This window comes from Bacillus sp. FJAT-52991 (genome assembly GCF_037201805.1).
Lineage (GTDB): Bacteria > Bacillota > Bacilli > Bacillales > Domibacillaceae > Bacillus_CE > Bacillus_CE kandeliae.
Window position 1 is genome coordinate 2,864,020 of record NZ_CP147404.1, and the last position, 24,658, is coordinate 2,888,677.

Below are 24,658 nucleotides of genomic sequence, written 5' to 3' on the forward strand. Positions count from 1 at the left end.
ATCAGTCGCTTTTGACCGATCATCAGGCGCTTTTCACTCATATTCGGGCGGGGTTACAGCAAAATCAGGCGGACTCAACAAATATTTAGGTGCAAGGACATTCACCCTGCCCTGAAACAAAACTAGATACGCTGCATGGAAACTCGATCAGGTGCAATGGGGCAACAATCAGTCGTTTTTGACCGATCATCAGGCGCGTTTCACCCATATTCGGGCGGATTTACAACAAAATCAGGCGGACTCAGCGAATATTCAGGCACAAGGGGTACTCGCCCGGCCCTGAAACAAAATTAGATACGCCGCCCGGGAACTTGATCAGGTGCGATGGAAGGACAATCAGTCGCTTTTGGCCGATCATCAGGCGCGTTTCACCCATATTCGGGCGGATTTACAGCAAAATCAGGCGCCGATCCTACTTACCTACCCAAATAAAAAAGAAGCTCGCCGCGATCAAGCGGCAAGCTTCCATTATTTATTCATTCACTGGCACGACTGCGCCTTTCCACTCTTTCATGATAAAGTCTTGAATTTCTTTCGAGTGAAGTACTTCGATCAGCGCTTTAATTTTTTCTTTATTTTCATCTCCGCTGCGAACGGCAACGATGTTCACATACGGAGAGTCTTTAGATTCAATCGCAATTGGATCTTTTAGTGGATCTAAGCCTGCATCAATAGCAAAATTGGAGTTAATTAAAACCGCATCGCCTTCTCCGTTGTTAAATGCTTGTGGAAGAAAAGCTGGTTCATAATTGTATTCAAATTGTAAGTTCTTTTTATTTTCACTAATGTCCTCTAACGTCGCTTCGTCTTTATTAATGCCTTCTTTCAGTTTAATCAGACCTTCTTTTTCCAGCATACTTAACACACGGCCGTGGTCAGCTACCGAATTGCTCATTAAAATTTTGGCACCCTTAGGTAGCTCCTCTAAGCTTTTATATTTTTTTGAGTACACGCCAATTGGTTCGATATGAATGCCGCCTGCGTTTTCAAACTTGTAACCATGCTCTTTCTTTTGCAGTTCAAGAAACGGAATATGCTGATAATAGTTAGCATCTAATTCGCCTTCATCTAATGCCTTGTTCGGTAACACATAATCATTAAATGTTTCGATTTCTAAATCATAGCCTTTTTCTTTTAACAACGGCTTGGCTTCTTCTAAAATGATCGCATGTGGAACGTTAGATGCTCCAACAACAATTTTATTATCCTCTTCTGATTTACCTTCTTCTTTTTTCTCTTCTGAGCCGCCGCATGCAGCAAGAGCTAGTACAACAATCGATGTAAGTAACGTGAATAACCACTTTTTCATTCTGTCTCCTCCTAATTATCTTTTATCTAATTTCTTGGTGAAGAAATCACCAGTGAATTGAATGACAAATACAATGAGTAAAATAATGACCGTCGCTACAAAAGTAACGTCACTTTGATTGCGTTGAAAGCCATCTAAAAAGGCTAAATTGCCAAGTCCACCAGCGCCAATTGCTCCAGCCATTGCTGTGTATCCTACTAAGACGATTGCCGTCACCGTAATACCCGAAATTAAGGCAGGCATGGACTCCGGAAGCAACACTTTAAAAATAATCGTGCTTGTTTTAGCACCCATTGATCTTGCGGCTTCAATGACCCCTTTATCAATTTCCCGCAACCCGATTTCTACAACACGGGCGTAAAATGGAGAGGCGCCGATGATCAAAGCAGGCAGTGCCGCATTTTCACCGATCATCGAGCCAACAATTGCTTTCGTAAAAGGAATTAATAAAACGATCAAAATAATGAATGGAATCGAACGGAACACATTCACGAAAGCTGCTACAATCATATACACCACTTTATTTTCCAATATTTGATCTTTAGATGTTAAAAATAGAAGTAAACCTAGCAAGATACCAAGAATAAAAGTAGCAACAACCGAAATCCCAGTCATATAAAGAGTTTCAACCGTTGCTTCCCAAATTTTTTCCCAATCGACATTTGGAAGCCATTGCTCAAGCATGGGTAATCACCTCCGAGCCAATTTGTTGTTTTTCTAGATAAGTGACCGCTCGATCGACTTCTTCCGATGAACCAGTGAGGTGAACAAAAAGCGAGCCGTATGCGCCATCTTGCGTTTGCGACACTTTCCCTTGAACGATATTCACCGATATTTGAAAATTGCGAATTAATTCGGTAATAATTGGCTGTTCAGCGGATTCACCAATAAAGGTGAGCTTAACCACTTTTCCTTCGCGCTCCAGCAAATGCTCAATCGTTTCTCTTGATTCCTCTGGCTCCGTCACTTGTTGAACAAATCGTTTCGTAATCGGCTGCTTCGGATGCTTAAACACATCTAGCACAGGTCCTAGTTCCACGATATTTCCCGCTTCCATGACCGCAACACGGTGACAAATTTTGCGAATGACATGCATTTCATGTGTAATTAAAACAATCGTCAAGCCAAGTCGCTCATTAATATCTACCAGTAAATCTAAAATGGAATCCGTCGTTTGCGGATCAAGGGCGGACGTTGCTTCATCGCATAATAGCACTTTCGGATTGTTCGCTAGTGCTCTAGCAATACCTACCCGCTGCTTCTGACCACCGCTTAGCTGAGAAGGATACGAATCTCCTCGACCGTCAAGCCCCACTAATTGGATTAATTCATCGACGCGCTCTTTTCGTTTTTCTTTCGGAACCCCTGCAATTTCAAGCGGAAACGCAATGTTTTCCCGAACCGTTCTCGACCAAAGCAAGTTAAAATGCTGAAAAATCATGCTAATTTCTTGACGGGCTTGTCTTAGTCCAGCTCCTCGGATATTTGACACTTCTCGACCAGCCACAACAACCGACCCTTCAGAAGGAGATTCAAGACCATTCAACATGCGGATCAACGTACTTTTTCCTGCTCCGCTATAGCCAATGATGCCAAAGATTTCTCCTTGATCTATATTTAAATTGATTTCATCTACTGCTGTCACTGTGCCATTCTTCGTTGCAAAAATCTTTTTCACATTTGCAATTGAAATCATGTGGCTTCACTCTCCCATTCAAATAAAAAACCTTTCTGCCGCAATGAGCAGAAAGGTATGATTCGTCAATGTCCTTTCTCTCATCTGTCAAAGCAATCGCTTTGTGTGAATTGGCACCTTTTCAACAAATCATTGTTGAAGGTTGCCGGGCTTCGTCGGGCACATCCCTCCACCTCTCTTGATAAGAGTTTCGCTATTCAGTTTATTGTGAGATTGATTGTATCATTCTTGTTTGAAAATTGTCAATATGAAAAATAATTTTTATCTAACTCCGCTTTTATTTTATCCAGCTCCGCCTCCTAGACATTCGAGTCAAATAACCTGACACTTACAAGGCTTGGCGCCTTTCCAGTGTCAGAACATTTGCTTGTCATGTCTGAACAGTCAGCTCCGCTTTTATTCATACGACTGGCAAAGCCAGAGGAGCGACTCGAACCAAAGCTGCAATCGATAAAGACCTGACATATCAACTTTGCCCATACGATGGTACAAAAACAGTCGTTGTTCCCCCGCAAGACAATGAGCCATATTCCCTTCTTTCGCCCTAACTTTTAACTGCCAAGGCTGAACATCTTTATTGGAAAAAGCAATTCCTTCTTTGCTAATCGTTAATAGCCAATGTTCATTCTGATCTTCTAGAAGCACACCAACAGGTTCCGCTGGCAAAATCGAATGGATATGTCCTCTTTCTTGACATGCTGCTTGAATCATCGAAAGTTGCTGCTGCATCTGCTCGCCCCCTCTAATCGCTTTATTAATTATTTCCAAGGAGGGGCAGAAAATCCTTTGAAAATCGCTCGACAATATATTCACAAAACAACCTGCCAAGGCGATGGCAGGTTGTCGTTAATACTGATTCAATTTTTCATAAATATGCGGAACAGACTGAAATGCATAAATCTTTTCCATCAGTTGTCCTTCTTTAAAAATAAGCAAACATGGAACACTTTCAATGCTATAAGTCTCGGCAAAATCCTCGTAATAATTTAAATTGATCCGAACCCATTCATACGGCGTTCCGACTTTTTCAACGACATCGAGCATTTTCGAAGCAAGCTGACATGTCCCACACATCGGTGCATAGGCATAAACCGCTACTTTCTCTTGCTGCTCAACTATCGTTTGTAATTGTTCTGATTGCATTTTTATCCATCCTTTTGCAAAAACTCACCATGCACATCTATATTCGCACTTAATAATATAGTAGCTAAATGTCGATAAGGAGCGGTTGCCACTTCTTTATACACTCGATCAATATATAAATGATGAGCTTCTGGCAACTCACGAATAAATAGCCTTCGCAACTTTTCTCCCGCTTTGTCTGCGTCCACTAAAATATACACATCGCGACCATCAAGTTCATCGATCATTTCATCCAACTTACTCACGCCGATCGTACCATTTGTACAAATGATTTCAATCGGCTCTTTAATGATTTCTTTTACTCTTCTTTTGTCAGAAGTGCCTTCAACAACAATAGTTTTTCCCGAAAACATGGCCATCACCCTTCGCTTTGACTATCACTGCCTCACTACTTCCATTGTCTCTTGTTTTTCAAAGAAAAGCACTCCCATCATGTGGAAGTGCTTTTGGTGGGAATTAGTCTTCTTTTACCATTTCCTCATATTGCTCAGCAGTCATTAAGCTGTCTACTTGAGAAGCATCAGATAATTCAACAACGACCATCCAAGCTTTTTCGTAAGGAGATTCGTTGACAAGCTCTGGGCTGTCGTCCAAATCTTCGTTCACTTCAACCACTTTTCCGCTAACAGGAGCATATAATTCAGACACTGTTTTAACAGATTCCACGCTACCAAAAGGCTCGTCCGCTTTAACTTCATCGCCTACAGATGGAAGCTCAACAAATACGATATCGCCAAGCTCAGACTGTGCAAACTCAGTGATTCCAATGCGAACCTTTTCCCCTTCTGTTTTCACCCATTCATGTTCTTCAGAATAACGCAATTCTTTCGGTGTATTCATATATATCCCTCCATCACGTGATTTCAATTAAACTTTACCTATTTTAAAGGAACAAAGCAAGAAACTTTTCGTTATTCTTGCACCCAATACTTTTCAAAATCTGCTTCCTTGAAACCAACTGTTACATTTTGTCCATCTGCAGTCAATGGACGTTTAATAAGCATCCCATCTGATGCAAGAAGAGTAAGTAATTCATCCTCAGTAGCGGTCTTCACTTTATCTTTTAACCCAAGCTCTCGATATTTCTGACCACTCGTGTTAAAGAACTTCTTCAATTCTAGTCCGCTTTTTTCATATAAATCTTTTAATTCTTCTTTAGAAGGTGGCTGCTCCACGATATGTACTTCTTGAAACTCAATATTACGCTCTTCTAACCATTTTTTCGCTTTACGACACGTCCCACATTTAGGGTACCAATAAAATGTCAATGTCATTTCCTCATCGACCTCCCATCCAAATGACCTCTACACTTTTATAACAAATATGTTCGACGTTTGCCAAACAAAACCTTCTTTTCGGATGAGAAAAGCCCCGTGGTTGGATTAGTGAGGGCGCGACTGATTTTTTCTATTTCCGCCCGATTATGAGGAAATGGCGACTGATTACAAGCAATAACCGACTGATTAACTACTCACTTCGACTGATTGGGCTCTCGGGCGGCGTATTTTCTGTAACCCTGGGAACGGTGGATACCCCCGCGACCGATTGATGGTTCGGAGCGACTGATTTTTTCATTCTCCCGCCCGATTATAAGGGAATGGCGACTGATTACAAGCAACTACCGCCTGATTAGCTACTCATTTCGACTGATCGTATCTCTCGGGCGGCGTATTTTCTGTGACCCTTGGGACGGCGGACACCCCCGCGACCGATTGCTGATCCGGAGCGACTGATTTTTTCTATTTCCCGACTAATCATGAACGACTCGCGACTGATTTCGTGCCAAACCCGACCAATTCACCCCCAAACAACACAAAGAACACCCGCCATGACAGCGGGTGTTAGCCAAATTATACAATGTATTTTTCAGCGCTAATGAGTTTTTCAGCAGCTTCACGTTTCTTAGCGATAATGTTGATTGGTGTATAGCGTGTTAGTTTACGTAAAGCGGATAGCATCATACGGAGATTGTCTCCTTCTTCTACTGTAATCAATGTTTCTTTGGCGTGTGCTTCGATTTCGTCAAATGCTTCTTGGCAGAAGATTTGTGTGTAAAGTAATTTTTGCTTGCCTTTCTCTTCGCCCACGTTGGCGATCGCTTTTTCTGTACGCAGGACAGCTGATTCCATGGCGTACACGAGGTTAACGATATTAGCGATATTGGCTAGTACTTCCTGTTCCTTCTCAAGTGCTTTACCGTATTTTTGAACAGCTAAACCGGCCGCGAGCAATCCAATTTTCTTCGCGTTTTTCACTAAATATTTTTCTTGTGCTAATGGCTCTGTACCAACTTCTTCTGGCATTAGCATCATCAATTCGCCTTGTAGCTGTTGCGCTTTTTCTAATAATGGCAATTCGCCTTTAAGTGCTTTTCGGACATATGTGCCTGGCACGATTAAACGATTGATCTCGTTCGTTCCTTCGAATATGCGATTAATACGGGAATCGCGATACATTCTAGCGATTTCATACTCTTCCATGAAGCCGTAGCCTCCATGAATTTGTACGCCCTCATCTACCATATAATCAAGCACTTCTGAACCGAAGAATTTTCCTAATGAACACTCAATAGCGTATTCAGCAATGGATCCTGAAATCGCCATTCCATTCTTTTGTTCTTCTTCAGATAGTTGGCTCATGCGGTCTTCGAAACAGCCGACTGTGCGGTAGATCGCGCTTTCACTCGCATATAGTTTCGCACCCATTGTAGCGAACTTCTCTTTCGTTAAGTTAAAAGAAGAGATTGGTGTGTTGAACTGCTTGCGTTCATTCGCATATTTCACTGTGATTTCCAGTGCACGCTTTGAGCTACCTACCGTGCCAACCCCAAGCTTGTAACGACCAATATTTAAAATGTTAAAAGCGATCACATGGCCGCGACCAACTTCACCAAGCAAGTTTTCTTTCGGCACTTCTGCATCTTGTAAAATTAATGTTCGCGTCGAAGAACTCTTGATCCCCATTTTATCTTCTTCCGCACCAGTGGATACGCCTGGGAATTCTTTTTCTACGATAAAAGCAGAGAATTTATCGCCATCAATTTTGGCATACACAACGAATACATCAGCAAATCCTGCGTTGGTAATCCATTGCTTCTCCCCATTTAACACATAATGAGTACCGGCTTCGTTCAATTTTGCCGTTGTTTTGGCACCTAATGCATCTGATCCTGAACCTGGCTCCGTTAAGGCGTAAGCGGCGATTTTTTCTCCTGTGCTTAATACCGGTAAATATTTTTGCTTTTGCTCCTCATTTCCGAATAAGACGATAGGTAATGAGCCGATTCCAACATGGGCACCATGCGTAATTGAGAAGCCCCCAGCTACCGCCATTTTCTCTGCAATTAAAGCGGCACTGATTTTATCTAAGCTTAAACCACCATATTCCTCTGGCACGTCCGCGCTTAGCAATCCGAGTTCTCCTGCTTCATGAAGCAATTTCACGGAGCGTTCGAATTCATGCTTTTCCAAATAAGGCACTTGCGGTAATACACTGTTCATGACAAACTCTTCCGTTGTTTTTGCAATCATTTTTTGTTCGTCAGAAAAGTCCTCCGGCGTAAATACGCGATCATACGAAATATCCTCGATTAAAAATGCTCCACCTTTAACAGCTTGCTTTTCCGTTTGATTAGTCATATGCTTTTCCCCCTGTTTAGTTGATTACAATAACTCAAATACCCCAGCGGCTCCCATTCCTCCACCAATACACATCGTCACAATCCCAAATTGTTCCTGACGTCGTTTCATCTCATGAATTAAAGACAATGTTAATTTGGCTCCCGTACAGCCAAGTGGATGACCAAGAGCAATGGCTCCCCCGTTGACATTGACTTTTTCTTCATCTAAACCAAGTTCACGAATGACTTGAATCGATTGAGAAGCAAAGGCTTCATTTAATTCGATTAACCCGATATCCGATAGATCTAGTCCGGCAAGCTTCAACGCTTTCGGAATGGCGACAATCGGACCAACCCCCATAATTTCTGGAGGTACACCACCAACGGCAAATGAACGGAATTTAGCCATTGGTTTTAGTCCAAGTGACTCGGCTTTTTCACGTTCCATTACCATCACAGCTGCCGCTCCATCACTTGTTTGCGAAGCGTTCCCTGCCGTTACTGTACCCGTTGTAGAAAAAGCAGGACGTAGCTTTGCCAGAGTTTCCATGCTTGTTCCTTGACGTACCCCTTCGTCCTGTCCAAACTTAATCTGCTTCTCTACTAATTTATGGTCTGCTCCGACACCGCGAAGCGTGACATCCACCGGGACAATTTCATCAACAAATTTCCCTTCAGCTATGGCTTTTGCGGCACGCTCATGACTGCGAACGGCAAAAGCATCTTGCTCTTCGCGAGAAATACCATATTTCTTTGCTACTTCTTCTGCTGTATGCCCCATGCTCATATAGTATTCTGGTGCATTTTCCGCAATCCAAATATTCGGCCGGACGACATGGCCCATCATCGGCACCATGCTCATCGACTCTGCTCCGCCAGCAATAATCGTCTCTGCTTGACCAGTCATAATTCTCTCCGCCGCAAAAGCGATCGATTGTAAACCAGAAGAGCAGTAACGATTGATTGTAATGGCCGGTACGGTGTAAGGTACCCCAGCAAGAGCGCCGATATTTCGAGCCATATTCATTCCTTGCTCTGCTTCTGGCATCGCACAACCGATAATTAAATCGTCAATTTCTCCTTCATAATTTCCTGCGCGTTTTAACGTTTCTTTTACCGCAATTGCTCCGAGATCGTCTGGACGAACGGTTGCTAACGTTCCCTTTTTCGCACGACCGACTGGTGTTCTTGCACCCGCTACAATGACCGCTTCCTTCATTCCCCTTCTCCCCCTTGCAAATTAGTTACGTAATGGCTTTCCTTTGGCGAGCATATGCTGCATACGCTGCTGTGTTTTCGGCTCTTTACATAAGCTTAAAAAAGCCTCACGCTCTAAATCTAGTAAGTATTGTTCATCGACTTCTGTGCCAAATGGGAGCTTTCCACCCGCAATCACATAAGCTAGCTTTTGAGCAATTTTTAAATCATGCTCAGAAATATAGCCAGATTTCAGCATGGATTGTGCACCTAATAACAGCATCGCATAGCCAGATTCACCAACGACCGGGATGTTCTTTCTTTTCGGTGGTGTATATCCACTTTCATATAAATAAAGTGCCGCCTGTTTCGCATCGTGTAGAAGATGATCTGGATTAACACTTACCCCATCTGCTTTGAATAAGAAATTATTTTCACGAGCCTCTTCACCTGATGTGGATACGTTCGCCATTGCAATCATTTCAAACACTTTGTTCGCGACATTTTGCAAGTCCAGTTGTACACCATTGGCCATTTGCTCTAAATGTCGAATGTAGAGTTCTTTATTTCCTCCACCACCAGGGATTAGCCCAACACCGACCTCCACTAATCCCATATACGTTTCTGTGCTCGCTTGAATGTGAGCGGCTGGCAAACAGACCTCTGCGCCACCGCCAAGCGTCATTGCAAATGGAGCAGCCACCACTGGTTTCGAGCTATATTTAACTTTCATCGCCACTTGTTGGAAGCCTTTCACGACCATTTCTACATCCCATAAATTATCATCCTGCACTTCCATTAAGATCATCGCAAGATTTGCACCAACACAGAAGTTCTTGCCTTGGTTGCCGATCACAAGCCCTTTATAATTTTTCTCTACTTCATCCACCGCGTAGTCCATCATCTGCACGATGTCCATGCCAATGGCGTTGCTTTTAGAATGGAACTCAAGCAATGCCACGCCATCTCCAATGTCAATTAAGCTAGCACCGCTATTGCTTTTTATCACGTTTCCTTGCTTCTTTAGCTTTTTCAAATCGATCACTTTAGGATTGACCGGGATGGTTTTATACTCGCCTTTATTATAAAAGCTGTCCTCTTGGTAAAAAGATGTATTTCCGTTTGCTAGCATCTCTTTTACCCAAGCAGGGACGCTTAACCCCTCTGCTTCCATTTTCTCTATGGATTTTTCGACACCGATCGCATCCCACATTTCAAACGGTCCTTGACTCCAGCCAAAGCCCCATTTCATTGCCTGGTCAATCGCTAATATGTCATCGGCAATTTCCCCTGTTAGTTCAGCGGAATACACCAGAACAGGAGCGATAATTTTCCATAAAAATTGACCAGCCTTGTCATTCGCATAAACAAGCGATTTCAATTTGGCTGCTGTGCCTTTTTGCTGCTTCGCCATCTCAATCGAAGCGGCCGCTAACTTTTTCTGCTCGCTATATTCCATCGTTTCTGGATGTAATTCTAAAACGGTTTTACCTTCTTTTTTGAAAAAGCCTTGACCGCTCTTTGCTCCAATCCAGCCGTTTTCACGCATTTTTCTCATAAATTCTGGGACTTCAAATACTTGCTTTTCTTCCCCTTCTACTTGCTCATACACGTTGTCCGCTACATGAATGAATGTGTCAAGACCAACAACATCAAGCGTTCGGAAAGTCGCACTTTTCGGACGGCCAATCAATGGGCCGGTAATCGAATCGACTTCTCCAGGTGTTAGCCCCGATGCCAACATTTCTTGAACCGTTTTCAATAAACCGTAAACTCCAATGCGGTTGCCGATGAAATTCGGTGTATCTTTTGCAAGAACGACGCCTTTACCAAGCGTATCTTCCCCGAAAGTTTTCATGTATTCTAATACTTCTGGAGCTGTATCTTTTGTTGGAATTACTTCTAATAGTTTTAAATAACGAGGTGGATTGAAGAAATGCGTCCCTAGAAAATGCTTGCGAAAGTCTTCTGAGCATCCAGCTGCCATTGCTTCAATCGAAATACCTGATGTATTCGAGCTAACGATGCTTCCTGGCTTGCGATACTTTTCTATTGTTTCAAACACTTGTTTTTTCACTTCAAGGTTTTCAACGACGACTTCAATGATCCAGTCCACATCCTGCAATTGGTCTAAATCATCTTCTAAGTTGCCTGCGGTAATTAGCGAGAGGTTCTTTTTAGATGTAAGCGGTGCTGGTTTATGTTTTAATAGCTTCTTCAAAGCTCCTTCTGAAAAACGATTACGCACCTGGCGATCGTTCAACGTTAACCCCTTCGCTTCCTCTTCCTTCGACAAGTCCCGCGGAACAATATCTAACAAAATCGATGGTATGCCAATGTTCGCTAAATGTGCAGCGATTCCAGAACCCATCACACCTGATCCAAGAACAGCCGCTTTTTGAATGTGCTGAACCAACATGATTTCCCCCTTCTCCCCCTTGAATGAATACTCATTCATTGTTTATGCTTCTAATATAACCCAATTAACAAAATGGTGCAACGATAAAGAGACTAAAAAATATAAATTTTCTAACTTTTTATTTTTAGCGCTCTTACTATTTTATTACTCCATACCTTTTTTCGCCCCATTCAAAACGTCAAAAAATAAATTCGTCTATCATAAGCGATTCAAGATATAATGGACTTACAATCGATTGAAATGAAGGTGAAAATAAATGAAAAAATTCAGCTGGATATTAACAGCTATCGGGATCTTACTGATTCTTGGAAGCCTGCTTTATCCATTAGATATGATCACTAAACCCACATTCCAAAAAATGCTACTCAGCGGCTCCCTCATCATGTTTGTCGGATCCATGATCAGATCCTATGCCATACTGAAGAAGTGATCAGAAAAGCGGAAACAGCTGTTTAGACTCGGCAGACATAAGGCAGATCGTCGAAGTGGCGTTCTGTGCCACACAGACGTGCTGACTTATGTCCGAGAGTCTAGCTGTTGGAGCTGGACAAGGAAAAGCGGAAACAGCTGTTTAACCCATGCAAAAAACGGACTCATCTTTTTAGACGAGTCCGTTTTTTTATTGATAATTAGCAAATCATCAATTAATAAAAGAAGCTTTTTTTACTTATCATTTACGATAATATAAGCAGCCTTTACAGGGCCGTGTACACCAACAACAAGGTTCATTTCGATATCGGCTGAGTTACTTGGTCCCGTAATGTAGTTTATACATGACGGCGCTAGTTCACCAGCTTGTACTTTTCGGCTGATCGCTTGTGCAGCTTGTGTGATGCGGGGCACGATTGTGCTTTTTGGAACAATCGCAATATACTTATGCGGCAGAAGGCTGACAGAGCGGCCTTTCTCTTTGCTGCTAAGTAACACCACTGTGCCTGATTCTGCTAATGTCATATCGCTAAATGTAATACCGATATTCGCTTTTTCAGCATCATCGATATTTTTTTGACCTAATGCTGGATCCCAGACATTTACTTCTTTATTTTCTGCTGGCCACGTTTCTTGAATTAACTTGGATAAGCCAAATTCATCAAAGCGCTCGTCATTCCATAAAGAAATCGGTCCGCCGCCATAGGCATCTACTTTCTCAGACAGAGTCTTCACAAGATCGGCAAATGATGTTTCAATGAAGTCTGTATGAATGTTTTTACACTGCTCACGCAATACTTCAACAAGCTCGTCTTGAGTAGCATCCTTTAATACTTCATGCTGAGGCTGGAACTTCCATTTTGGACGCTCCACCTTTTCTTTTCTTTCTCTTCCAAGACTTGAGGCGATATTGGCTAAAAAAGAATCACGGTTATGAATCGTTCCTGCCATTATTTGTCGCCTCCTTTCTCTTTTTGATGTTCTTTATACCAGTCGCGAAGTCGCTGCTTATCTGGTGCTGGGAACTCACGCAGTTCTGTCCATGCTTTTAGCGGTCCTGGACCGTTAGAAATACGATCGTTTTTCGTAAATGGTTTCATCACAGTCGACGCCATTTTTGATCCCATACCATACAATGGATTAGAAGCTGCTCCTAGTCCAAATGCTTTCATCGCTAATTTTTCAGAAATTGGCGCGCGTCCTTCTTTTTCAACGATGACTTGGCGATGTTTATGAAGCAATTCATGTAACGGGATTTTCACCGGACAAGCTTCGGAACAAGCCGCACATAGAGTCGACGCATAAGGAAGCTCTTTAAAATCATCATATCCGCCAAGTAGTGGAGAAAGTACCGCGCCGATCGGACCTGAGTAAATAGAGCCATAAGAATGACCGCCGATGTGACGATATACCGGACATACGTTAATACAAGCCGCACAACGGATACATTGAAGGACAGATTGGAATTCTGTTCCTAAAATTTTCGAACGGCCGTTATCAACAATAACTAAATGGAACTCTTCTGGTCCATCCACGTCACCCTCTTCACGAGGACCGGATAAAGCTGTTACGTAGCTTGTCAGTTTTTGTCCAACCGCACTGCGTGTTAATAAGCTAACAAGTACTTCAAACTCTTCATGTGTTGGGACAATACGCTCCATTCCCATCACAGTAATTTGTGTTTTTGGAATGGTAGTAACAAGACGAGCATTTCCCTCATTTGTCACAAAACTGATAGAACCAGATTCAGCGATCGCGAAGTTACAGCCTGTAACGCCGATATCAGCTGTTAAAAAGTCTTTTCTTAACGTTTTACGTGCATGCAACGCAAGCTCTTCTGGTTTTGATGTTAATTTATAATCTAATTTCTCCGTAAATACATCACGAATTTGCTCTTTATTTTTATGAAGAGCTGGTGTCACGATATGAGATGGTGGATCATGATCGTCCACTTGTAGAATGTACTCTCCAAGGTCGGTCTCGATTACTTCACAACCGATATCTTCAAGCGCGCCATTCATACCGATTTCCTCTGTCACCATGGACTTTGCCTTTAAGACTTTTTTCGCATTCTTTTTCTTCGCGATGCTTGTAATGTATTCGTTTGCCTCTTCAGCTGTTTCCGCAAAAAATACATGTCCACCACGTTTTGTTACATTTTCACTTAATTGGTGTAAATAATAGTCTAAGTTCTCTAGCACATGCTGGCGAATTTCTTCCCCGTGAGAGCGCCAGTCTTCCCAATTGCCAAGCTCTTCAGCAGCATCAAGACGACGAGTTCGCAAACGTTCTTGCGCACCCGCAACGGCTCCTCTCATAAACGTGTCATTCATTTTCTCTTTGACGCGTCCTTTAAAGTCATCCGATCCAAATTTCATTGCCATTGAACGTCACCTCTTTCTTTCGATTTTTCTATCGTTCACCTAAGATATCAGCGGCTATTCAATACTTCTGCAATATGCATTACGCGAATAGGTTTCCCTTTACGCTCCATGCGTCCGCCAATATTCATTAAGCAACCGCAATCCGCTCCAATTAAATAATCCGCTTCTACTTTTTCTGCACTGGCTACTTTTTCATCTACCATTTGTTCAGAAATTTGTCCCATTTTCACAGAGAACGTTCCACCAAAACCACAGCAATTATGCGCATTTGGCAGCGGAATAAATTCTAATCCTTCAACGTTTTTCAAAAGAGTCATCGGTGCATCTTTCACACCAAGAAGACGAGTCATATGACAAGATGTATGGTAAGTGGCTTTTCCAGGCAATTTCGCCCCTAAGTCTTCTACCTTTAATACATCGACAATGAATTGAGTGAATTCATACGATTTTTCTGCTAATTTCTTCGCACGCGGCTCCCAAACAGGATCTCCTTTAAATACATGCGGATACTCCTTGAACATGGTTATACATGAGCCGGACGGTGACACTACGTACTCTGAGTTTTCAAAGGTTTCGATCATTTTCTTCATCGCACCTTTAGACGCTTCTACATAGCCACTGTTATAAGCTGGTTGTCCACAGCATACTTGACTCTCTGGAAACTCCACCTCACAGCCTAAACGTTCTAAAATCTCAACCGTCGCCTTTCCCACATCCGTCTGAAACATATCTACAAGACACGTAGCAAACAAAGCAACTTTCATGTTGAACACCTCTTTTTTAAAAGTGACAGGCACTCCCCAAATTTTGTTAAAAAGGAATGCCTATCCAGAGAACTGGTCATCAGATGACCTTCACTAATAAAAAGTATCATACTACAATAGAAACTGTTTTTGAAGTTTTTTTCAAATGCCGAAATATTTTTTTTATTTAAAATGGAAAAAATCGCAGAAAAACTGGGAAATTGGTAGTTAGCACCAGCTAACTACCTTACCAAATAAAATCATTTAACTTTCTCTGCTTCATTCATATATTCCCTCAAGATGTTTTCTACATTATGAATATGCGCATTCATTTCTAACCGCGCTTTTTCTGGATTCCTTTCCTCAATAGCTTGGAAAATGGCTTCGTGTTCTTCATTCAATTGATCAAATGTCGTCATTTCTGAATAAAGACAAATTCGACGCGTCTCCTTCATCGACTCTGACACTAGATCAGATACATGGTTCATTAAGCTAAGCAATAGCGGGTTGCCTGTTGCTTCAGCAATCGCCAAATGAAAAACAAGATCCGCTTCATCCCCTAACTCTACCGGATTAGAATGATGTTTCATCTCTTCAAGCGCCCAACGAATTTTTAAAAGATCTTCTTCCGTACGTTTTTCGGCTGCACTAAATGCCACCCCTGCTTCAAGAAGCTTCCGAACCTCCATCAAATGAAAAAGATCATCTTTATTCATTAATAAAGCATTTTGAATTGGATAGGCAATACCAGAAGGAGAGAAACCTTTCACATACGTTCCTTCTCCTTGACGCATTTCAATCAGTCCCATCGCTCGCAAAGAAGTTAATGCTTCTCGGATGGCTGAACGTCCAACATGAAAATTTTCTGCTAATTGTTGAACCGAATCTAGTTTGTCGCCCGGCTTTAATGCTCCGGAACGAATCGAATCTAAAAGAGCCTCTGCTACTTCTTCATATATCTTTTTCGGTTTAATTTTTTTATATTGCACCGGTTTCACCTCTAACTGTACTAATACAATTATTATAAACGAAAATTTCAACTTTGCTTGATAAATTTATTTTCACCACTATAAATAAAGTCAATATATTTTTCTTTTTTTCACAAATTAGTAACATTTGTATTGTTTTTTTCGACAACAGACCCTATAATACTTTATCAGATGGATCATCATTTCATTTGGTCATCAGATGATCCTAACTTCATTTAATCTGACTATTCACAAAAAACAGTTAGGAGGCCTTTTTATGCAATATCAACAACACTTCACTCCTATTGCAGACAGCTTAGGTTTATCTGCACTCGTGGCTTTAATTCCGATTGTTTTCTTCTTCTGGGCACTTGCTGTCAAACGAATGAAAGGACACAAAGCCGGTTTAATCACGTTAGCTATTTCTCTTGCCCTTTCTGCAATCGCTTACAAAATGCCGGTTTCACTTTCCTTGTTATCTGCCAGTCAAGGAGCTGTATACGGATTACTGCCCATCGGCTGGATCATTATTACCTCCGTCTTTTTGTATAAACTGACGGTAAAAACAGGACAATTTGACATTATTCGTGATTCCGTTTTAACGATTACAGAGGATCGTCGTTTGCAAGCCTTGCTTGTTGCGTTCTCTTTTGGTGCTTTCCTTGAAGGAGCAGCAGGATTTGGTGCACCCGTCGCTATTTCAGCAGCGCTGTTAGTTGGCCTTGGTTTTAACCCACTTTATGCCGCTGGTCTTTGCTTAATTGCTAATACCGCACCAGTTGCCTTTGGAGCCGTTGGGATTCCAATTATTGCTGTAGAAGGGCCAACAGGTATCCCTGCTATGGAAGTATCGAAAATGGTCGGAAGACAATTACCGTTCTTATCCGCATTTATTCCATTTTATTTAGTTGTTATAATAGCTGGATTTAAAAGAGCCAAAGAAGTTCTTCCCGCTATTTTAGTATCCGGAATTTCCTTTGCTGTTACTCAATATTTAAGTTCTAACTTCTTAGGCCCAGAGCTACCAGACATTTTATCAGCTCTTGTATCTTTACTTGCTCTAGCTATTTTCTTAAAATTCTGGAAACCAAAAACCATTTATCGTTTTGATCATGAAGATCAAAACGCTCAACATCAAGAAGTTCCGAAACACTCAGCTGGTACAATTTTCAAAGCATGGTCACCTTTCCTCATTCTGACCGGGTTCATTTCTGTCTGGGGAATTCCTTCTATTAAATTAGCGTTAACCGGGCATTATGAAGGATCGAACAGCTTATTATCAGCAATTAATTCCATCGGCAGTGCCTTCACTTTCGCACCGGAAGTACCATTTTTACACAATCACATTTTGAATGCAGATGGCGAACCACTTCCTGCTATTTATAAATTAGAAATTCTTGGTGCATCAGGTACAGCTATTTTAATTGCTGCGGTTGTTAGTAAATATATCGTTAAGATTTCTTGGTCTGAATGGATCAAAACATTGGGAGAAACAATGAATGAATTGAAGTTTCCAATTTTAACAATCTCAAGTGTCGTGGCCTTCGCCTATGTGACAAATGCGTCAGGAATGACCACTACACTTGGGTTAGTCGTCGCAAAAACTGGATTCCTATTCCCGTTTTTCTCTCCATTCCTTGGCTGGCTCGGCGTATTCATCACAGGTTCCGATACATCAGCCAACCTATTGTTTGGTAACTTGCAAAAAGTAACCGCCGAATCTGTCGGAATGGATCCATTACTTGCGGTAGCGGCCAACTCATCTGGTGGGGTAACTGGAAAAATGATTTCCCCACAATCCATCGCTGTTGCCTGTGGTGCCGTTGGACTAGCCGGAAAAGAATCTGACCTATTCCGCTTCACCGTCAAACACAGCTTCATCTTAGTCACCATCGTCGGCATCATCACCTTCCTCCAATCCAACGTACTAAGCTGGATGGTGCCATAGGAAAGCGGAAGGTGCCGTTTAGCGACGTATGGACTGGAGCGATCTGCACGAGATAAAGGAAACACGATGAACGTCAGTGAATCGATGTTGACTTATCGCAAGGAGGATCGTGAAAGTCCACTAGTCGCTGGCGCCTGGAGCTAGACAATAGAAAAGCGGAGCCGACTGTTTAGACACGACAAGCAAATGTTCTGACGCTGAAAAGACGACAGTCTTGTAAGTGGCAGGTTATTTGACTCGAGTGTCTAGGAGGCGGAGCTAGACAATAGAAAAGCGGAGCCGACTGTTTAGACACGACAAGCAAAAGATGAGCCAGCTGAAAGGTCGTACTTTAACCTTTTAGCTGGCTTGACTTTTGACCTTGAGCGAAAGATAAAACACCACACAGAAAAAAGCTACCTGTTAAAGGCAGCTTTTTTCTATTGTAATCTAATTAAAGTCTTCCATCTTTCCAAAAGTTTTGTGTGACATGAGCAGATGGATTATACGCTTGTAAGTCATATCCTTCTTTTTTCAAATAATCTAGTATCGCGGGCAAAATCTCTGCAGTCGCTTTCTTCTCATGCATGAGGATCACGACATTCTGATCGCCTCTTTTCTTTTGTTGCTGTACACCTGCTTTTACATTTTGTAAAATTTGATTTTTCGTGCTAGGGCTATGCTTCCAATCTAAACTGTCTACATCCCAATCCCATAAACGATACCCTTTTTGCGCCATAGCGTTACGGTAAGGCTGTTTTAAATAAGGTTTGCTTCCATATGGGGCGCGAATCAAAACAGACGATTGTCCTGTTACTTGTTTGACTGTTTGTTGCGTTTGATTCATTTCACTCATAAAACTTTGTGGCGATCGATATAACCGATTCACTTGATGCGTTACGCTATGAAGACCAAGATAATGACCATCTTTAGCAGCTTTTTTCGCAGAAGTAGAATATTTACGAACGTTTGGCTCTATATAGAAAAATGTCGCTTTTGCCTTATGGGCCGCTAACGTGTTTAAAATACTTGCCGAGTAAACACTCGGGCCATCATCAAACGTTACATAAGCAATCGGCTTCTTTGATGGCGGATTTGGATTCGGCTTTGGCGCTTTTGGATGAAAGAACGATTGATTCGCTTGAATGAATTCTTCATTCGATAATTTCGCTCCTTGAGGTGAATAAATACGCACTGTTTGATGTGCACTTAAATAATCCGTTTTTAACCCAAAATGATCGGCAACCCAGCGAACCCCAATATACATTTCATTATTTTTCATATAAATAATAGCAGGCGTTGTCTTTTTCCCATTGAAAGAAGCTTCTTTTGTTGATGCATTAAAAATAAGCTTTTTTCCATGTTTCTCTAGTGTATATGTACCATCCACCTGATTAAATGATTGCTTGACATATAAAGCTTTGTTAAGCTTTGCCATTGGTGCTACCGCCTGACCATTGACAATAAAGGCCTCTCCTTTCGCAAAAGGCAGCATCTTGTCATGAAGCCCAAGATAAATCCCTTTTTCTTGCGTTGCTCCCAAAACGGTTCCACCAAAAGCAAACATCATGACACAAAAAAAGACCGCTGAAGCCCATTTTCTCATTTCTTCCAACCCCTTTTCTCTATAAAAAACTAGTAATATATGATTCTCTTTCTGACATTATACACGAAATATTACGATTGTGTTACAAAAATAACAAAATAGTGACGAGATCTATTATTTTTTTTGTAAGGTGTCCTTTTTGCTCCTTTCTTTCTATATAGAGGGTGAAAGGAGGTGATCAACATGGCAGAAACAATGCTATCAAAATCCACTTTACGCCTAGTGTTTAACCATGGAGTTGATACAAAGGGACAACCTATTCTTAAGTCAAAAACATTCTCCAACATCGATGAAATGGCTACAGCTACTAATTTACAAACTGCGTCTCAAGCGATTGCTGCTTTAGTGGAAAAACCAATGGTCATGATCGTCCGCAACGATTTATCAGAAATTAACTAATAGGAGGCTATAAAAAATGGCTAAGACACTGCAACTACACTTCACTACTGACCTGGGCAAAACAGCATCTTTAACACTTGACTATCCGAAAGAACCGGTAGACCCTGCCCTAGTGAAACAATCGATGGAGGCGATCATTGCCGCCAATGTCTTTAACTCAACAAACGGAAAATTCGTAACGATTAAAGAAGCCAACTTAATCGACCGTACCGTCACAAACATCGTTATCGAGTAATCACTAACAGTCTATGCAGAAATTAAAAAAGTGGGAAAGTCAGCTAGTCTGGCTTTCCCACTATATGTGAGGAGGATCAAAATGGAGCAATTGCTGCCCTTTATTCAAGATGTCGGCTTTCCGATCGCGGTCACCTTCTATCTTTTGTATCGAATGGAAGCAAAGCTAGATGCGGTCATCCAATCGATTCAGACATTACCTGAGAAAATGCGGGAGTAATAAGGTAAAAAGAGCGTGCCAAACAGCACGCTCTTTTCACCTACAACCTCCAATCTTACATTTCTGTTAATTGTTTTATAATCACATGATTTGCATTCCATAAATGGTTAATATATCCTGATATATATAGACGTTCTATTTCATAGAGCGCTATGATCAAAAATATAGAATAGGAGTGTTATATAACATGGCTAAAAAAGATAAGAAAAACAAAATCGAAGAGGTATTAACAAAGAAAGACAAGAAAAAGGCGGATAAGAAGAAAGCCGAGAAAAAACTAGCGAAGAAAAAAGCAGCAAAGAAAGCAGACAAAAAGAAAGTAGCTAACAAGAAGGCTAAGAAAAAAAGCAGCAAAAAAGCGGCATAATGAGTAAAAACCACTAAGAAGAGATGATTCTCTTCCTAGTGGTTTCTTGTTAGAATGAACTCCAACCTCAATTCGTTGTTTCCTTTAGAAAACTCACTTCACCTATTAGCTTCAAACAGCCGAATGGATGAAAACATAGACATGATGCAAGTGACTATCGCTAAGCTGAAGAGAGTGTATAAGAATGATGGGGTTGCGAGCCAATGGTCAAATAACTTTGGCAGCAAGCTTTGATAAAAGACACTTGAAGTGAATAATACTAATATAATGGGACCAGCTGAGGCGATCGCTACATAGTATCCCCAACGGTAGTACAATGGATAAAAAACGCTCATCACAAATAGAAGCATGCTCAATACGATAATAACATCCTTCCATTTAGGAACTGGTGCAATGATAAAACCGCCGAATCCACCAGCAATTACGATATAAACAGTAACTGCGATGAGAAACCACATCAAGCCTTCTATATATTTTGCTACGACCATTTGTGTACGAGTGATCGGCAAGGTATGAATTAAAAGGGAGCGATCCGGATTTTGTTTATCCGGCATATTAGAGATCATGACATAATAAGCCGAAACAGCAAATACAAACACGATAAATTGATACGAATGGCCAGCTGTTATACTCGTTAAAAAGATAAATGGAGTCATAAATAATAACAGTCGATTCATCCCTTGAATATCTAATACCATTAAATTTTTCATCTGCTTATTCCTCCTCGTAAATTAGAGCAAGCATCTCTGTTAATTCAGGAAGAGACATTTGAAAAGCCTTGCTTTGTCTGACCACTGTGGTTAATTGATCTTCAATAATTTTCAATTGTTTTTCTTTTAATAATTCAGGGTTTTGTGCTGATACGTAAGAACCTTTGCCAGGATATGTCTCAATATAACCCTCTCGTTCCAATTCTTCATACGCTTTTTTCGTCGTAATCACACTAATCTGTAACTCTTTCGCTAGCTTACGGATCGATGGCAGCGCTGTTTTTTCCTGAAGTTCACCGCACAAAATTTGCTCTTTAATTTGTCGCTGAATCTGTGCATAGATCGGCTCATCGCCACTGTTCGTAATGCGAATATGTAAAGCCATCCTCCTCCCTCCTTTCCTCGTTAAGAGCGATATTTCTCATACAAACGAACACAGAGTAAGTAGCTAAATCCAATGATCAGCCCTGTCACTGCTAACATTCCTAATAGATATAACGGTTGACTAAATAAAAATAAACACTCTTGCATTAATCCTGTCCCCACTAAAACGCCAAACATAAAACTGCAAGAAAAAAGGATAATAAACATCCCAAAAACGCCACTAACATAATAGCCAAATCGATAATACATCATATGATAAATTGAACTAGCAACAAAGTGAAGCAGGCATATAACAACTACATCTTGCCAACTTAGCATCGATACAGTGATTCCAATATTGATGAAAGAAATTACAGCCCCAGTAATGATATAAATGATAAAACTAATCGCAAGCACTGGTATGCTCACTAAAAAACGAGCGCCGACCAGTTGTTTTCTCCACACTGGTAAGGATTGAGCTAAAAAACGAGTGCTCGGTTGTTCCCGATCGCTTTGACTCAAAGAGATAACACAAAAAAAAGAGAGTATAAATACATACAGAATGGCTCCCATATTCACATATCCGTCCGTCATCGCCAAACGCAATAATATCAGTGCTGTCGCCGAATACATTAGATAAAAAATCGGTCGAATAAGTGTCAATTCTCGAATCACAAGCTGAATCACTTCACCCCCTCCTTCACAAAAAAGTACATAATTTGATCAAGCGTCGGCTTTTCAAGTGAAAGGCGATCTCCATATTTTTCACGCAACAGCGCACCTTTTTCCGTTAACGCTTCAAAGCCAACACTTGTTTTTCTAATATGAATCAAGTGTGACTTCACCTCACCTACTATTTCGGTCGGACCTTTCACGATTTGAAAATGGTCAAGCAATTCATCTTTTTCCTTGCTAAAAACGATCCGTCCATTGTTAATCATCGTGATATAATCAGCAATGCTTTCAAGGTCCGTCGTAATATGTGTAGAGAAAAAAATCGCTTTATTCTCGTCCTGAATCACTTCAAGCAAGATATCAAGAAGCTCTCGACGAAAAACCGGATCGAGTCCTGCTGTTGGCTCATCCATGATAATCAATTCCGCTTCATGCGATAAAGCGAAGGCTAATGCCAGCTTCATTTTCATTCCTTTAGATAAGCTCTTCACTTTTTGCTTGCGATTTAATCCAAATTTCTCCAAATACTCGTAAAAAGTCGAATCACTCCACTGCGAATAAAACGGTGCCACCATTTTTTTATTTGCTTCAATCGTTAAATGATCAAAGTAAATATTTTCATCTGCTACAAAGCCGATGCGATCTTTAATCTCCTTCGTGGCCTCCGCATGTGTTTTGCCGAAAAGCTTAATTGTTCCTTGCTCATAAGGAATAAAATCCATTATACATTTAATCAACGTGGATTTCCCCGCCCCGTTTGGACCGATAAATCCCATTATAAAGCCTTTTCTTACTGATAAACTGACATCATCCAAACTGAAATTCTTAAATGTTTTTGATACGTGCTGTACCTCTAAAATATGTTCCATCCTATTCAGGCAGCTTCTTCCACTGCCCTCTCCCTCCTTTTCAACCTGTTCATACTGTATATATTAAATATAAACAGTATGAACAGATGTGTCAACAAAAAAATGGAAGACTACTCATGCAGTCTTCCACTCACCACCAATACGGCTCATCCTCACTACTTAACTCCACAAACGATAGATTCAATAAAACAAGCAGAAAAACCGAACTCCAATATGTTAATGTAAGTCGGTTTGTCGTTTTGGCAGAAATATATTGCTTAGTCCCACAGTATGGACAAGCGAGGCCGTTTTTTGAAAAGCCTGCTCGAAGTATCTCTCTCCTGTTCCATTTTTTTTGACAACTTTGACAATGAGCCATATGTAATCCCTTTTTTCTTTTCCTTCTTATACGTATGGCACGAGCAAAAAGTTTCTATCGACAAGGAAGAGCCGTCTCATAAGTAGTTGAGACGGCTCTTTTTCTGCACCGAAAGCGAAGCGACAGGTGCAAAAAAACTAATTTAATGGTATTTTCAAATAAGAAGTATCGTCCCAAAAGTTTGCGATATAGACTTTTGGAACATCCCCTAGATATTATAAAAATGACTGTTCTTCTTGGATTTCGCGCTTAAAACCTTCGATGCTTTCTTGTCGCTTTTCATTATTCGCTTTAATCTTCTCAATTTGCGCCGCGCTTTCTGCATGATCGAGCGACTCATTTGCCTCGTGGATATTGTCCATCGTGTTATTCATCATTTGTTCCATCTTCGCGACTTTCGTTGCATGCCCGTTTGCTTCGGCAATATTGGCCGCTGTGTTCTCTTTCATTTGATTCTCATTTGATTGGCTCATGTTATTCCCTCCAAGTAAGTATCATGATCCATTGATCACATCTGGCTGTTTCCCAGATTTGTCTTGCATTTTTTGACCTTTATTTCCGCCGGCTGCCTTTTGCTGTGTGCCCAATTGATTTGGCGCAAAATCTTTGCTATTTCTTTTTGGATTACCCACACTAATCACCTCCTACCACTAATATGCCCTGTTGGTTCGGAGATATTTGTTTAAAGTACAATTTAAAAAAGCTCCCTGCATTAGGAAGCTCGCTTCTTTTCGATCACTTTTACAACTGGAAGTATACTAATAATTATTAAGATCATTATGCTAGTGGCTCGATCACCATAAAAATTTTCGGTCATAATGTCATAACAACATAATCCAACGACGAAGGAGGTAAAAATGAGTGTTACAACCTTTTTCAATCGAGTCACCACCTAATTAATAATGATTTTCATTATCTATTAGATATGATAAACGGAAGCATATGGATTGTCAATAGCAAAAACAAAGCAAGAGGGAGACTTTAAAAAGTTTCTCTCTTGCTTTGTTGAAATGATTATTTTTT

The 24,658-nt window shown here is 41.0% G+C and carries 29 protein-coding genes and 1 riboswitch; of the genes, 5 read left to right on the forward strand and 24 right to left on the reverse strand.

Annotated features, from left to right (window positions below; all coding sequences use genetic code 11):
* Positions 1-472 precede the first annotated feature (472 nt).
* From WDJ61_RS14750 to WDJ61_RS14820, 15 genes are all read right to left on the reverse strand, one after another.
* Positions 473-1,309: a MetQ/NlpA family ABC transporter substrate-binding protein gene (locus WDJ61_RS14750; RefSeq protein WP_338751012.1), complete on the reverse strand. Its 837-nt coding sequence runs from the start codon at positions 1,307-1,309 to the stop codon at positions 473-475.
* 15 nt (positions 1,310-1,324) lie between these two features.
* Complete coding sequence (locus WDJ61_RS14755) at positions 1,325-1,993, reverse strand: methionine ABC transporter permease (protein WP_338751014.1); 669 nt, start codon at positions 1,991-1,993, stop codon at positions 1,325-1,327.
* Positions 1,986-3,005 (reverse strand): methionine ABC transporter ATP-binding protein, encoded by a 1,020-nt coding sequence (locus WDJ61_RS14760; RefSeq protein WP_338751016.1) that lies wholly within the window; start codon positions 3,003-3,005, stop codon positions 1,986-1,988. Before WDJ61_RS14760 ends, WDJ61_RS14755 begins: the two co-directional genes overlap by 8 nt.
* Positions 3,006-3,082: 77 nt before the next feature.
* A riboswitch (SAM riboswitch) is annotated at positions 3,083-3,193 on the reverse strand.
* Positions 3,194-3,401: 208 nt separating this feature from the next.
* Positions 3,402-3,734, reverse strand: a complete 333-nt coding sequence (locus WDJ61_RS14765; RefSeq protein WP_338751018.1) for a hypothetical protein — start codon at positions 3,732-3,734, stop codon at positions 3,402-3,404.
* 117 nt (positions 3,735-3,851) lie between these two features.
* Positions 3,852-4,148: a thioredoxin family protein gene (locus WDJ61_RS14770; protein ID WP_338751020.1), complete on the reverse strand. Its 297-nt coding sequence runs from the start codon at positions 4,146-4,148 to the stop codon at positions 3,852-3,854.
* A gap of 2 nt (positions 4,149-4,150) precedes the next feature.
* Positions 4,151-4,501: a toprim domain-containing protein gene (locus WDJ61_RS14775; RefSeq protein WP_338751022.1), complete on the reverse strand. Its 351-nt coding sequence runs from the start codon at positions 4,499-4,501 to the stop codon at positions 4,151-4,153.
* Between the two features lie 103 nt (positions 4,502-4,604).
* Positions 4,605-4,988 carry a glycine cleavage system protein GcvH gene (gene gcvH, locus WDJ61_RS14780; RefSeq protein ID WP_338751024.1) on the reverse strand — a complete coding sequence of 128 codons (384 nt, stop codon included), beginning with the start codon at positions 4,986-4,988 and terminating at the stop codon, positions 4,605-4,607.
* Positions 4,989-5,059: 71 nt separating this feature from the next.
* Positions 5,060-5,422, reverse strand: a complete 363-nt coding sequence (locus WDJ61_RS14785) for an arsenate reductase family protein (protein ID WP_338751026.1) — start codon at positions 5,420-5,422, stop codon at positions 5,060-5,062.
* 576 nt (positions 5,423-5,998) lie between these two features.
* Positions 5,999-7,786 carry an acyl-CoA dehydrogenase family protein gene (locus WDJ61_RS14790; RefSeq protein WP_338751028.1) on the reverse strand — a complete coding sequence of 596 codons (1,788 nt, stop codon included), beginning with the start codon at positions 7,784-7,786 and terminating at the stop codon, positions 5,999-6,001.
* A gap of 24 nt (positions 7,787-7,810) precedes the next feature.
* The gene (locus WDJ61_RS14795; RefSeq protein ID WP_338751030.1) at positions 7,811-8,986 is read right to left on the reverse strand and encodes an acetyl-CoA C-acetyltransferase; all 1,176 of its coding nucleotides are present in this window, start codon (positions 8,984-8,986) and stop codon (positions 7,811-7,813) included.
* Between the two features lie 21 nt (positions 8,987-9,007).
* Entirely contained in the window at positions 9,008-11,380 is a 2,373-nt protein-coding gene (locus tag WDJ61_RS14800; RefSeq protein ID WP_338754815.1) for a 3-hydroxyacyl-CoA dehydrogenase/enoyl-CoA hydratase family protein, read from the reverse strand.
* A 666-nt stretch (positions 11,381-12,046) separates the two neighbouring features.
* On the reverse strand, positions 12,047-12,763 hold the full coding sequence (locus WDJ61_RS14805; protein ID WP_338751032.1) for a lactate utilization protein C: 717 nt from the start codon (positions 12,761-12,763) through the stop codon (positions 12,047-12,049).
* The gene (locus tag WDJ61_RS14810; protein ID WP_338751034.1) at positions 12,763-14,196 is read right to left on the reverse strand and encodes a LutB/LldF family L-lactate oxidation iron-sulfur protein; all 1,434 of its coding nucleotides are present in this window, start codon (positions 14,194-14,196) and stop codon (positions 12,763-12,765) included. The genes WDJ61_RS14805 and WDJ61_RS14810 overlap by 1 nt, the downstream gene beginning before the upstream one ends.
* Before the next feature lie 47 nt (positions 14,197-14,243).
* On the reverse strand, positions 14,244-14,960 hold the full coding sequence (locus WDJ61_RS14815) for a (Fe-S)-binding protein (RefSeq protein WP_338751036.1): 717 nt from the start codon (positions 14,958-14,960) through the stop codon (positions 14,244-14,246).
* A gap of 239 nt (positions 14,961-15,199) precedes the next feature.
* Complete coding sequence (locus tag WDJ61_RS14820) at positions 15,200-15,928, reverse strand: FadR/GntR family transcriptional regulator (protein WP_338751038.1); 729 nt, start codon at positions 15,926-15,928, stop codon at positions 15,200-15,202.
* 256 nt (positions 15,929-16,184) lie between these two features.
* Between WDJ61_RS14820 and WDJ61_RS14825 the strand changes: the two genes are divergently transcribed.
* Positions 16,185-17,855 carry a lactate permease LctP family transporter gene (locus WDJ61_RS14825; RefSeq protein WP_338751040.1) on the forward strand — a complete coding sequence of 557 codons (1,671 nt, stop codon included), beginning with the start codon at positions 16,185-16,187 and terminating at the stop codon, positions 17,853-17,855.
* A gap of 433 nt (positions 17,856-18,288) precedes the next feature.
* Here the strand turns inward: WDJ61_RS14825 and WDJ61_RS14830 are convergent, their stop codons facing one another.
* A complete protein-coding gene (locus WDJ61_RS14830; protein ID WP_338751042.1) occupies positions 18,289-19,440 on the reverse strand; it encodes a polysaccharide deacetylase in 1,152 nt (383 codons plus the stop codon).
* Between the two features lie 183 nt (positions 19,441-19,623).
* On the opposite strand from WDJ61_RS14830, the gene WDJ61_RS14835 reads away from it, so the two are divergent.
* The 4 genes from WDJ61_RS14835 to WDJ61_RS14850 all read left to right on the forward strand — a co-directional run bounded on the left by WDJ61_RS14835 (position 19,624) and on the right by WDJ61_RS14850 (position 20,660).
* Positions 19,624-19,839, forward strand: a complete 216-nt coding sequence (locus tag WDJ61_RS14835) for a DUF1659 domain-containing protein (RefSeq protein ID WP_338751044.1) — start codon at positions 19,624-19,626, stop codon at positions 19,837-19,839.
* A 16-nt stretch (positions 19,840-19,855) separates the two neighbouring features.
* The gene (locus WDJ61_RS14840) at positions 19,856-20,074 is read left to right on the forward strand and encodes a DUF2922 domain-containing protein (RefSeq protein WP_338751046.1); all 219 of its coding nucleotides are present in this window, start codon (positions 19,856-19,858) and stop codon (positions 20,072-20,074) included.
* A gap of 81 nt (positions 20,075-20,155) precedes the next feature.
* Positions 20,156-20,293, forward strand: coding sequence for a YvrJ family protein (locus WDJ61_RS14845; protein ID WP_338751048.1), 138 nt, complete (start codon positions 20,156-20,158; stop codon positions 20,291-20,293).
* A gap of 187 nt (positions 20,294-20,480) precedes the next feature.
* The gene (locus WDJ61_RS14850; protein WP_338751050.1) at positions 20,481-20,660 is read left to right on the forward strand and encodes a hypothetical protein; all 180 of its coding nucleotides are present in this window, start codon (positions 20,481-20,483) and stop codon (positions 20,658-20,660) included.
* 98 nt (positions 20,661-20,758) lie between these two features.
* On the opposite strand, the gene WDJ61_RS14855 is transcribed toward WDJ61_RS14850, so the two are convergent.
* The 8 genes from WDJ61_RS14855 to WDJ61_RS14885 all read right to left on the reverse strand — a co-directional run bounded on the left by WDJ61_RS14855 (position 20,759) and on the right by WDJ61_RS14885 (position 24,515).
* The gene (locus WDJ61_RS14855) at positions 20,759-21,370 is read right to left on the reverse strand and encodes an ABC-2 transporter permease (protein WP_338751052.1); all 612 of its coding nucleotides are present in this window, start codon (positions 21,368-21,370) and stop codon (positions 20,759-20,761) included.
* A 4-nt stretch (positions 21,371-21,374) separates the two neighbouring features.
* Positions 21,375-21,755 (reverse strand): GntR family transcriptional regulator, encoded by a 381-nt coding sequence (locus WDJ61_RS14860; protein ID WP_338751054.1) that lies wholly within the window; start codon positions 21,753-21,755, stop codon positions 21,375-21,377.
* Between the two features lie 20 nt (positions 21,756-21,775).
* Positions 21,776-22,420 (reverse strand): ABC-2 transporter permease, encoded by a 645-nt coding sequence (locus WDJ61_RS14865; protein WP_338751056.1) that lies wholly within the window; start codon positions 22,418-22,420, stop codon positions 21,776-21,778.
* Entirely contained in the window at positions 22,417-23,277 is an 861-nt protein-coding gene (locus tag WDJ61_RS14870) for an ABC transporter ATP-binding protein (protein WP_338751058.1), read from the reverse strand. The genes WDJ61_RS14865 and WDJ61_RS14870 overlap by 4 nt, the downstream gene beginning before the upstream one ends.
* 130 nt (positions 23,278-23,407) lie before the next feature.
* Positions 23,408-23,635 (reverse strand): TIGR04104 family putative zinc finger protein, encoded by a 228-nt coding sequence (locus WDJ61_RS19130; RefSeq protein WP_413789022.1) that lies wholly within the window; start codon positions 23,633-23,635, stop codon positions 23,408-23,410.
* 215 nt (positions 23,636-23,850) lie between these two features.
* Positions 23,851-24,108, reverse strand: coding sequence for a hypothetical protein (locus WDJ61_RS14875; protein ID WP_338751060.1), 258 nt, complete (start codon positions 24,106-24,108; stop codon positions 23,851-23,853).
* A 21-nt stretch (positions 24,109-24,129) separates the two neighbouring features.
* Complete coding sequence (locus WDJ61_RS14880) at positions 24,130-24,267, reverse strand: acid-soluble spore protein N (protein ID WP_094835923.1); 138 nt, start codon at positions 24,265-24,267, stop codon at positions 24,130-24,132.
* 80 nt (positions 24,268-24,347) lie between these two features.
* The gene (locus WDJ61_RS14885; RefSeq protein WP_338751064.1) at positions 24,348-24,515 is read right to left on the reverse strand and encodes a hypothetical protein; all 168 of its coding nucleotides are present in this window, start codon (positions 24,513-24,515) and stop codon (positions 24,348-24,350) included.
* Positions 24,516-24,658 lie beyond the last annotated feature (143 nt).

Bases quoted from the DNA above. Each gene is read 5' to 3' on its own strand.
- WDJ61_RS14750 (WP_338751012.1), bottom strand. From the start codon at position 1,309: ATGAAAAAGTGGTTATTCACGTTACTTACATCGATTGTTGTACTAGCT.
- WDJ61_RS14755 (WP_338751014.1), bottom strand. From the start codon at position 1,993: ATGCTTGAGCAATGGCTTCCAAATGTCGATTGGGAAAAAATTTGGGAA.
- WDJ61_RS14760 (WP_338751016.1), bottom strand. From the start codon at position 3,005: ATGATTTCAATTGCAAATGTGAAAAAGATTTTTGCAACGAAGAATGGC.
- WDJ61_RS14765 (WP_338751018.1), bottom strand. From the start codon at position 3,734: ATGCAGCAGCAACTTTCGATGATTCAAGCAGCATGTCAAGAAAGAGGA.
- WDJ61_RS14770 (WP_338751020.1), bottom strand. From the start codon at position 4,148: ATGCAATCAGAACAATTACAAACGATAGTTGAGCAGCAAGAGAAAGTA.
- WDJ61_RS14775 (WP_338751022.1), bottom strand. From the start codon at position 4,501: ATGTTTTCGGGAAAAACTATTGTTGTTGAAGGCACTTCTGACAAAAGA.
- gcvH (WP_338751024.1), bottom strand. From the start codon at position 4,988: ATGAATACACCGAAAGAATTGCGTTATTCTGAAGAACATGAATGGGTG.
- WDJ61_RS14785 (WP_338751026.1), bottom strand. From the start codon at position 5,422: ATGACATTGACATTTTATTGGTACCCTAAATGTGGGACGTGTCGTAAA.
- WDJ61_RS14790 (WP_338751028.1), bottom strand. From the start codon at position 7,786: ATGACTAATCAAACGGAAAAGCAAGCTGTTAAAGGTGGAGCATTTTTA.
- WDJ61_RS14795 (WP_338751030.1), bottom strand. From the start codon at position 8,986: ATGAAGGAAGCGGTCATTGTAGCGGGTGCAAGAACACCAGTCGGTCGT.
- WDJ61_RS14805 (WP_338751032.1), bottom strand. From the start codon at position 12,763: ATGGCAGGAACGATTCATAACCGTGATTCTTTTTTAGCCAATATCGCC.
- WDJ61_RS14810 (WP_338751034.1), bottom strand. From the start codon at position 14,196: ATGGCAATGAAATTTGGATCGGATGACTTTAAAGGACGCGTCAAAGAG.
- WDJ61_RS14815 (WP_338751036.1), bottom strand. From the start codon at position 14,960: ATGAAAGTTGCTTTGTTTGCTACGTGTCTTGTAGATATGTTTCAGACG.
- WDJ61_RS14825 (WP_338751040.1), top strand. From the start codon at position 16,185: ATGCAATATCAACAACACTTCACTCCTATTGCAGACAGCTTAGGTTTA.
- WDJ61_RS14830 (WP_338751042.1), bottom strand. From the start codon at position 19,440: ATGAGAAAATGGGCTTCAGCGGTCTTTTTTTGTGTCATGATGTTTGCT.
- WDJ61_RS14835 (WP_338751044.1), top strand. From the start codon at position 19,624: ATGGCAGAAACAATGCTATCAAAATCCACTTTACGCCTAGTGTTTAAC.
- WDJ61_RS14840 (WP_338751046.1), top strand. From the start codon at position 19,856: ATGGCTAAGACACTGCAACTACACTTCACTACTGACCTGGGCAAAACA.
- WDJ61_RS14845 (WP_338751048.1), top strand. From the start codon at position 20,156: ATGGAGCAATTGCTGCCCTTTATTCAAGATGTCGGCTTTCCGATCGCG.
- WDJ61_RS14850 (WP_338751050.1), top strand. From the start codon at position 20,481: ATGGCTAAAAAAGATAAGAAAAACAAAATCGAAGAGGTATTAACAAAG.
- WDJ61_RS14855 (WP_338751052.1), bottom strand. From the start codon at position 21,370: ATGAAAAATTTAATGGTATTAGATATTCAAGGGATGAATCGACTGTTA.
- WDJ61_RS14860 (WP_338751054.1), bottom strand. From the start codon at position 21,755: ATGGCTTTACATATTCGCATTACGAACAGTGGCGATGAGCCGATCTAT.
- WDJ61_RS14870 (WP_338751058.1), bottom strand. From the start codon at position 23,277: ATGGAACATATTTTAGAGGTACAGCACGTATCAAAAACATTTAAGAAT.
- WDJ61_RS19130 (WP_413789022.1), bottom strand. From the start codon at position 23,635: ATGGCTCATTGTCAAAGTTGTCAAAAAAAATGGAACAGGAGAGAGATA.
- WDJ61_RS14875 (WP_338751060.1), bottom strand. From the start codon at position 24,108: ATGAGCCAATCAAATGAGAATCAAATGAAAGAGAACACAGCGGCCAAT.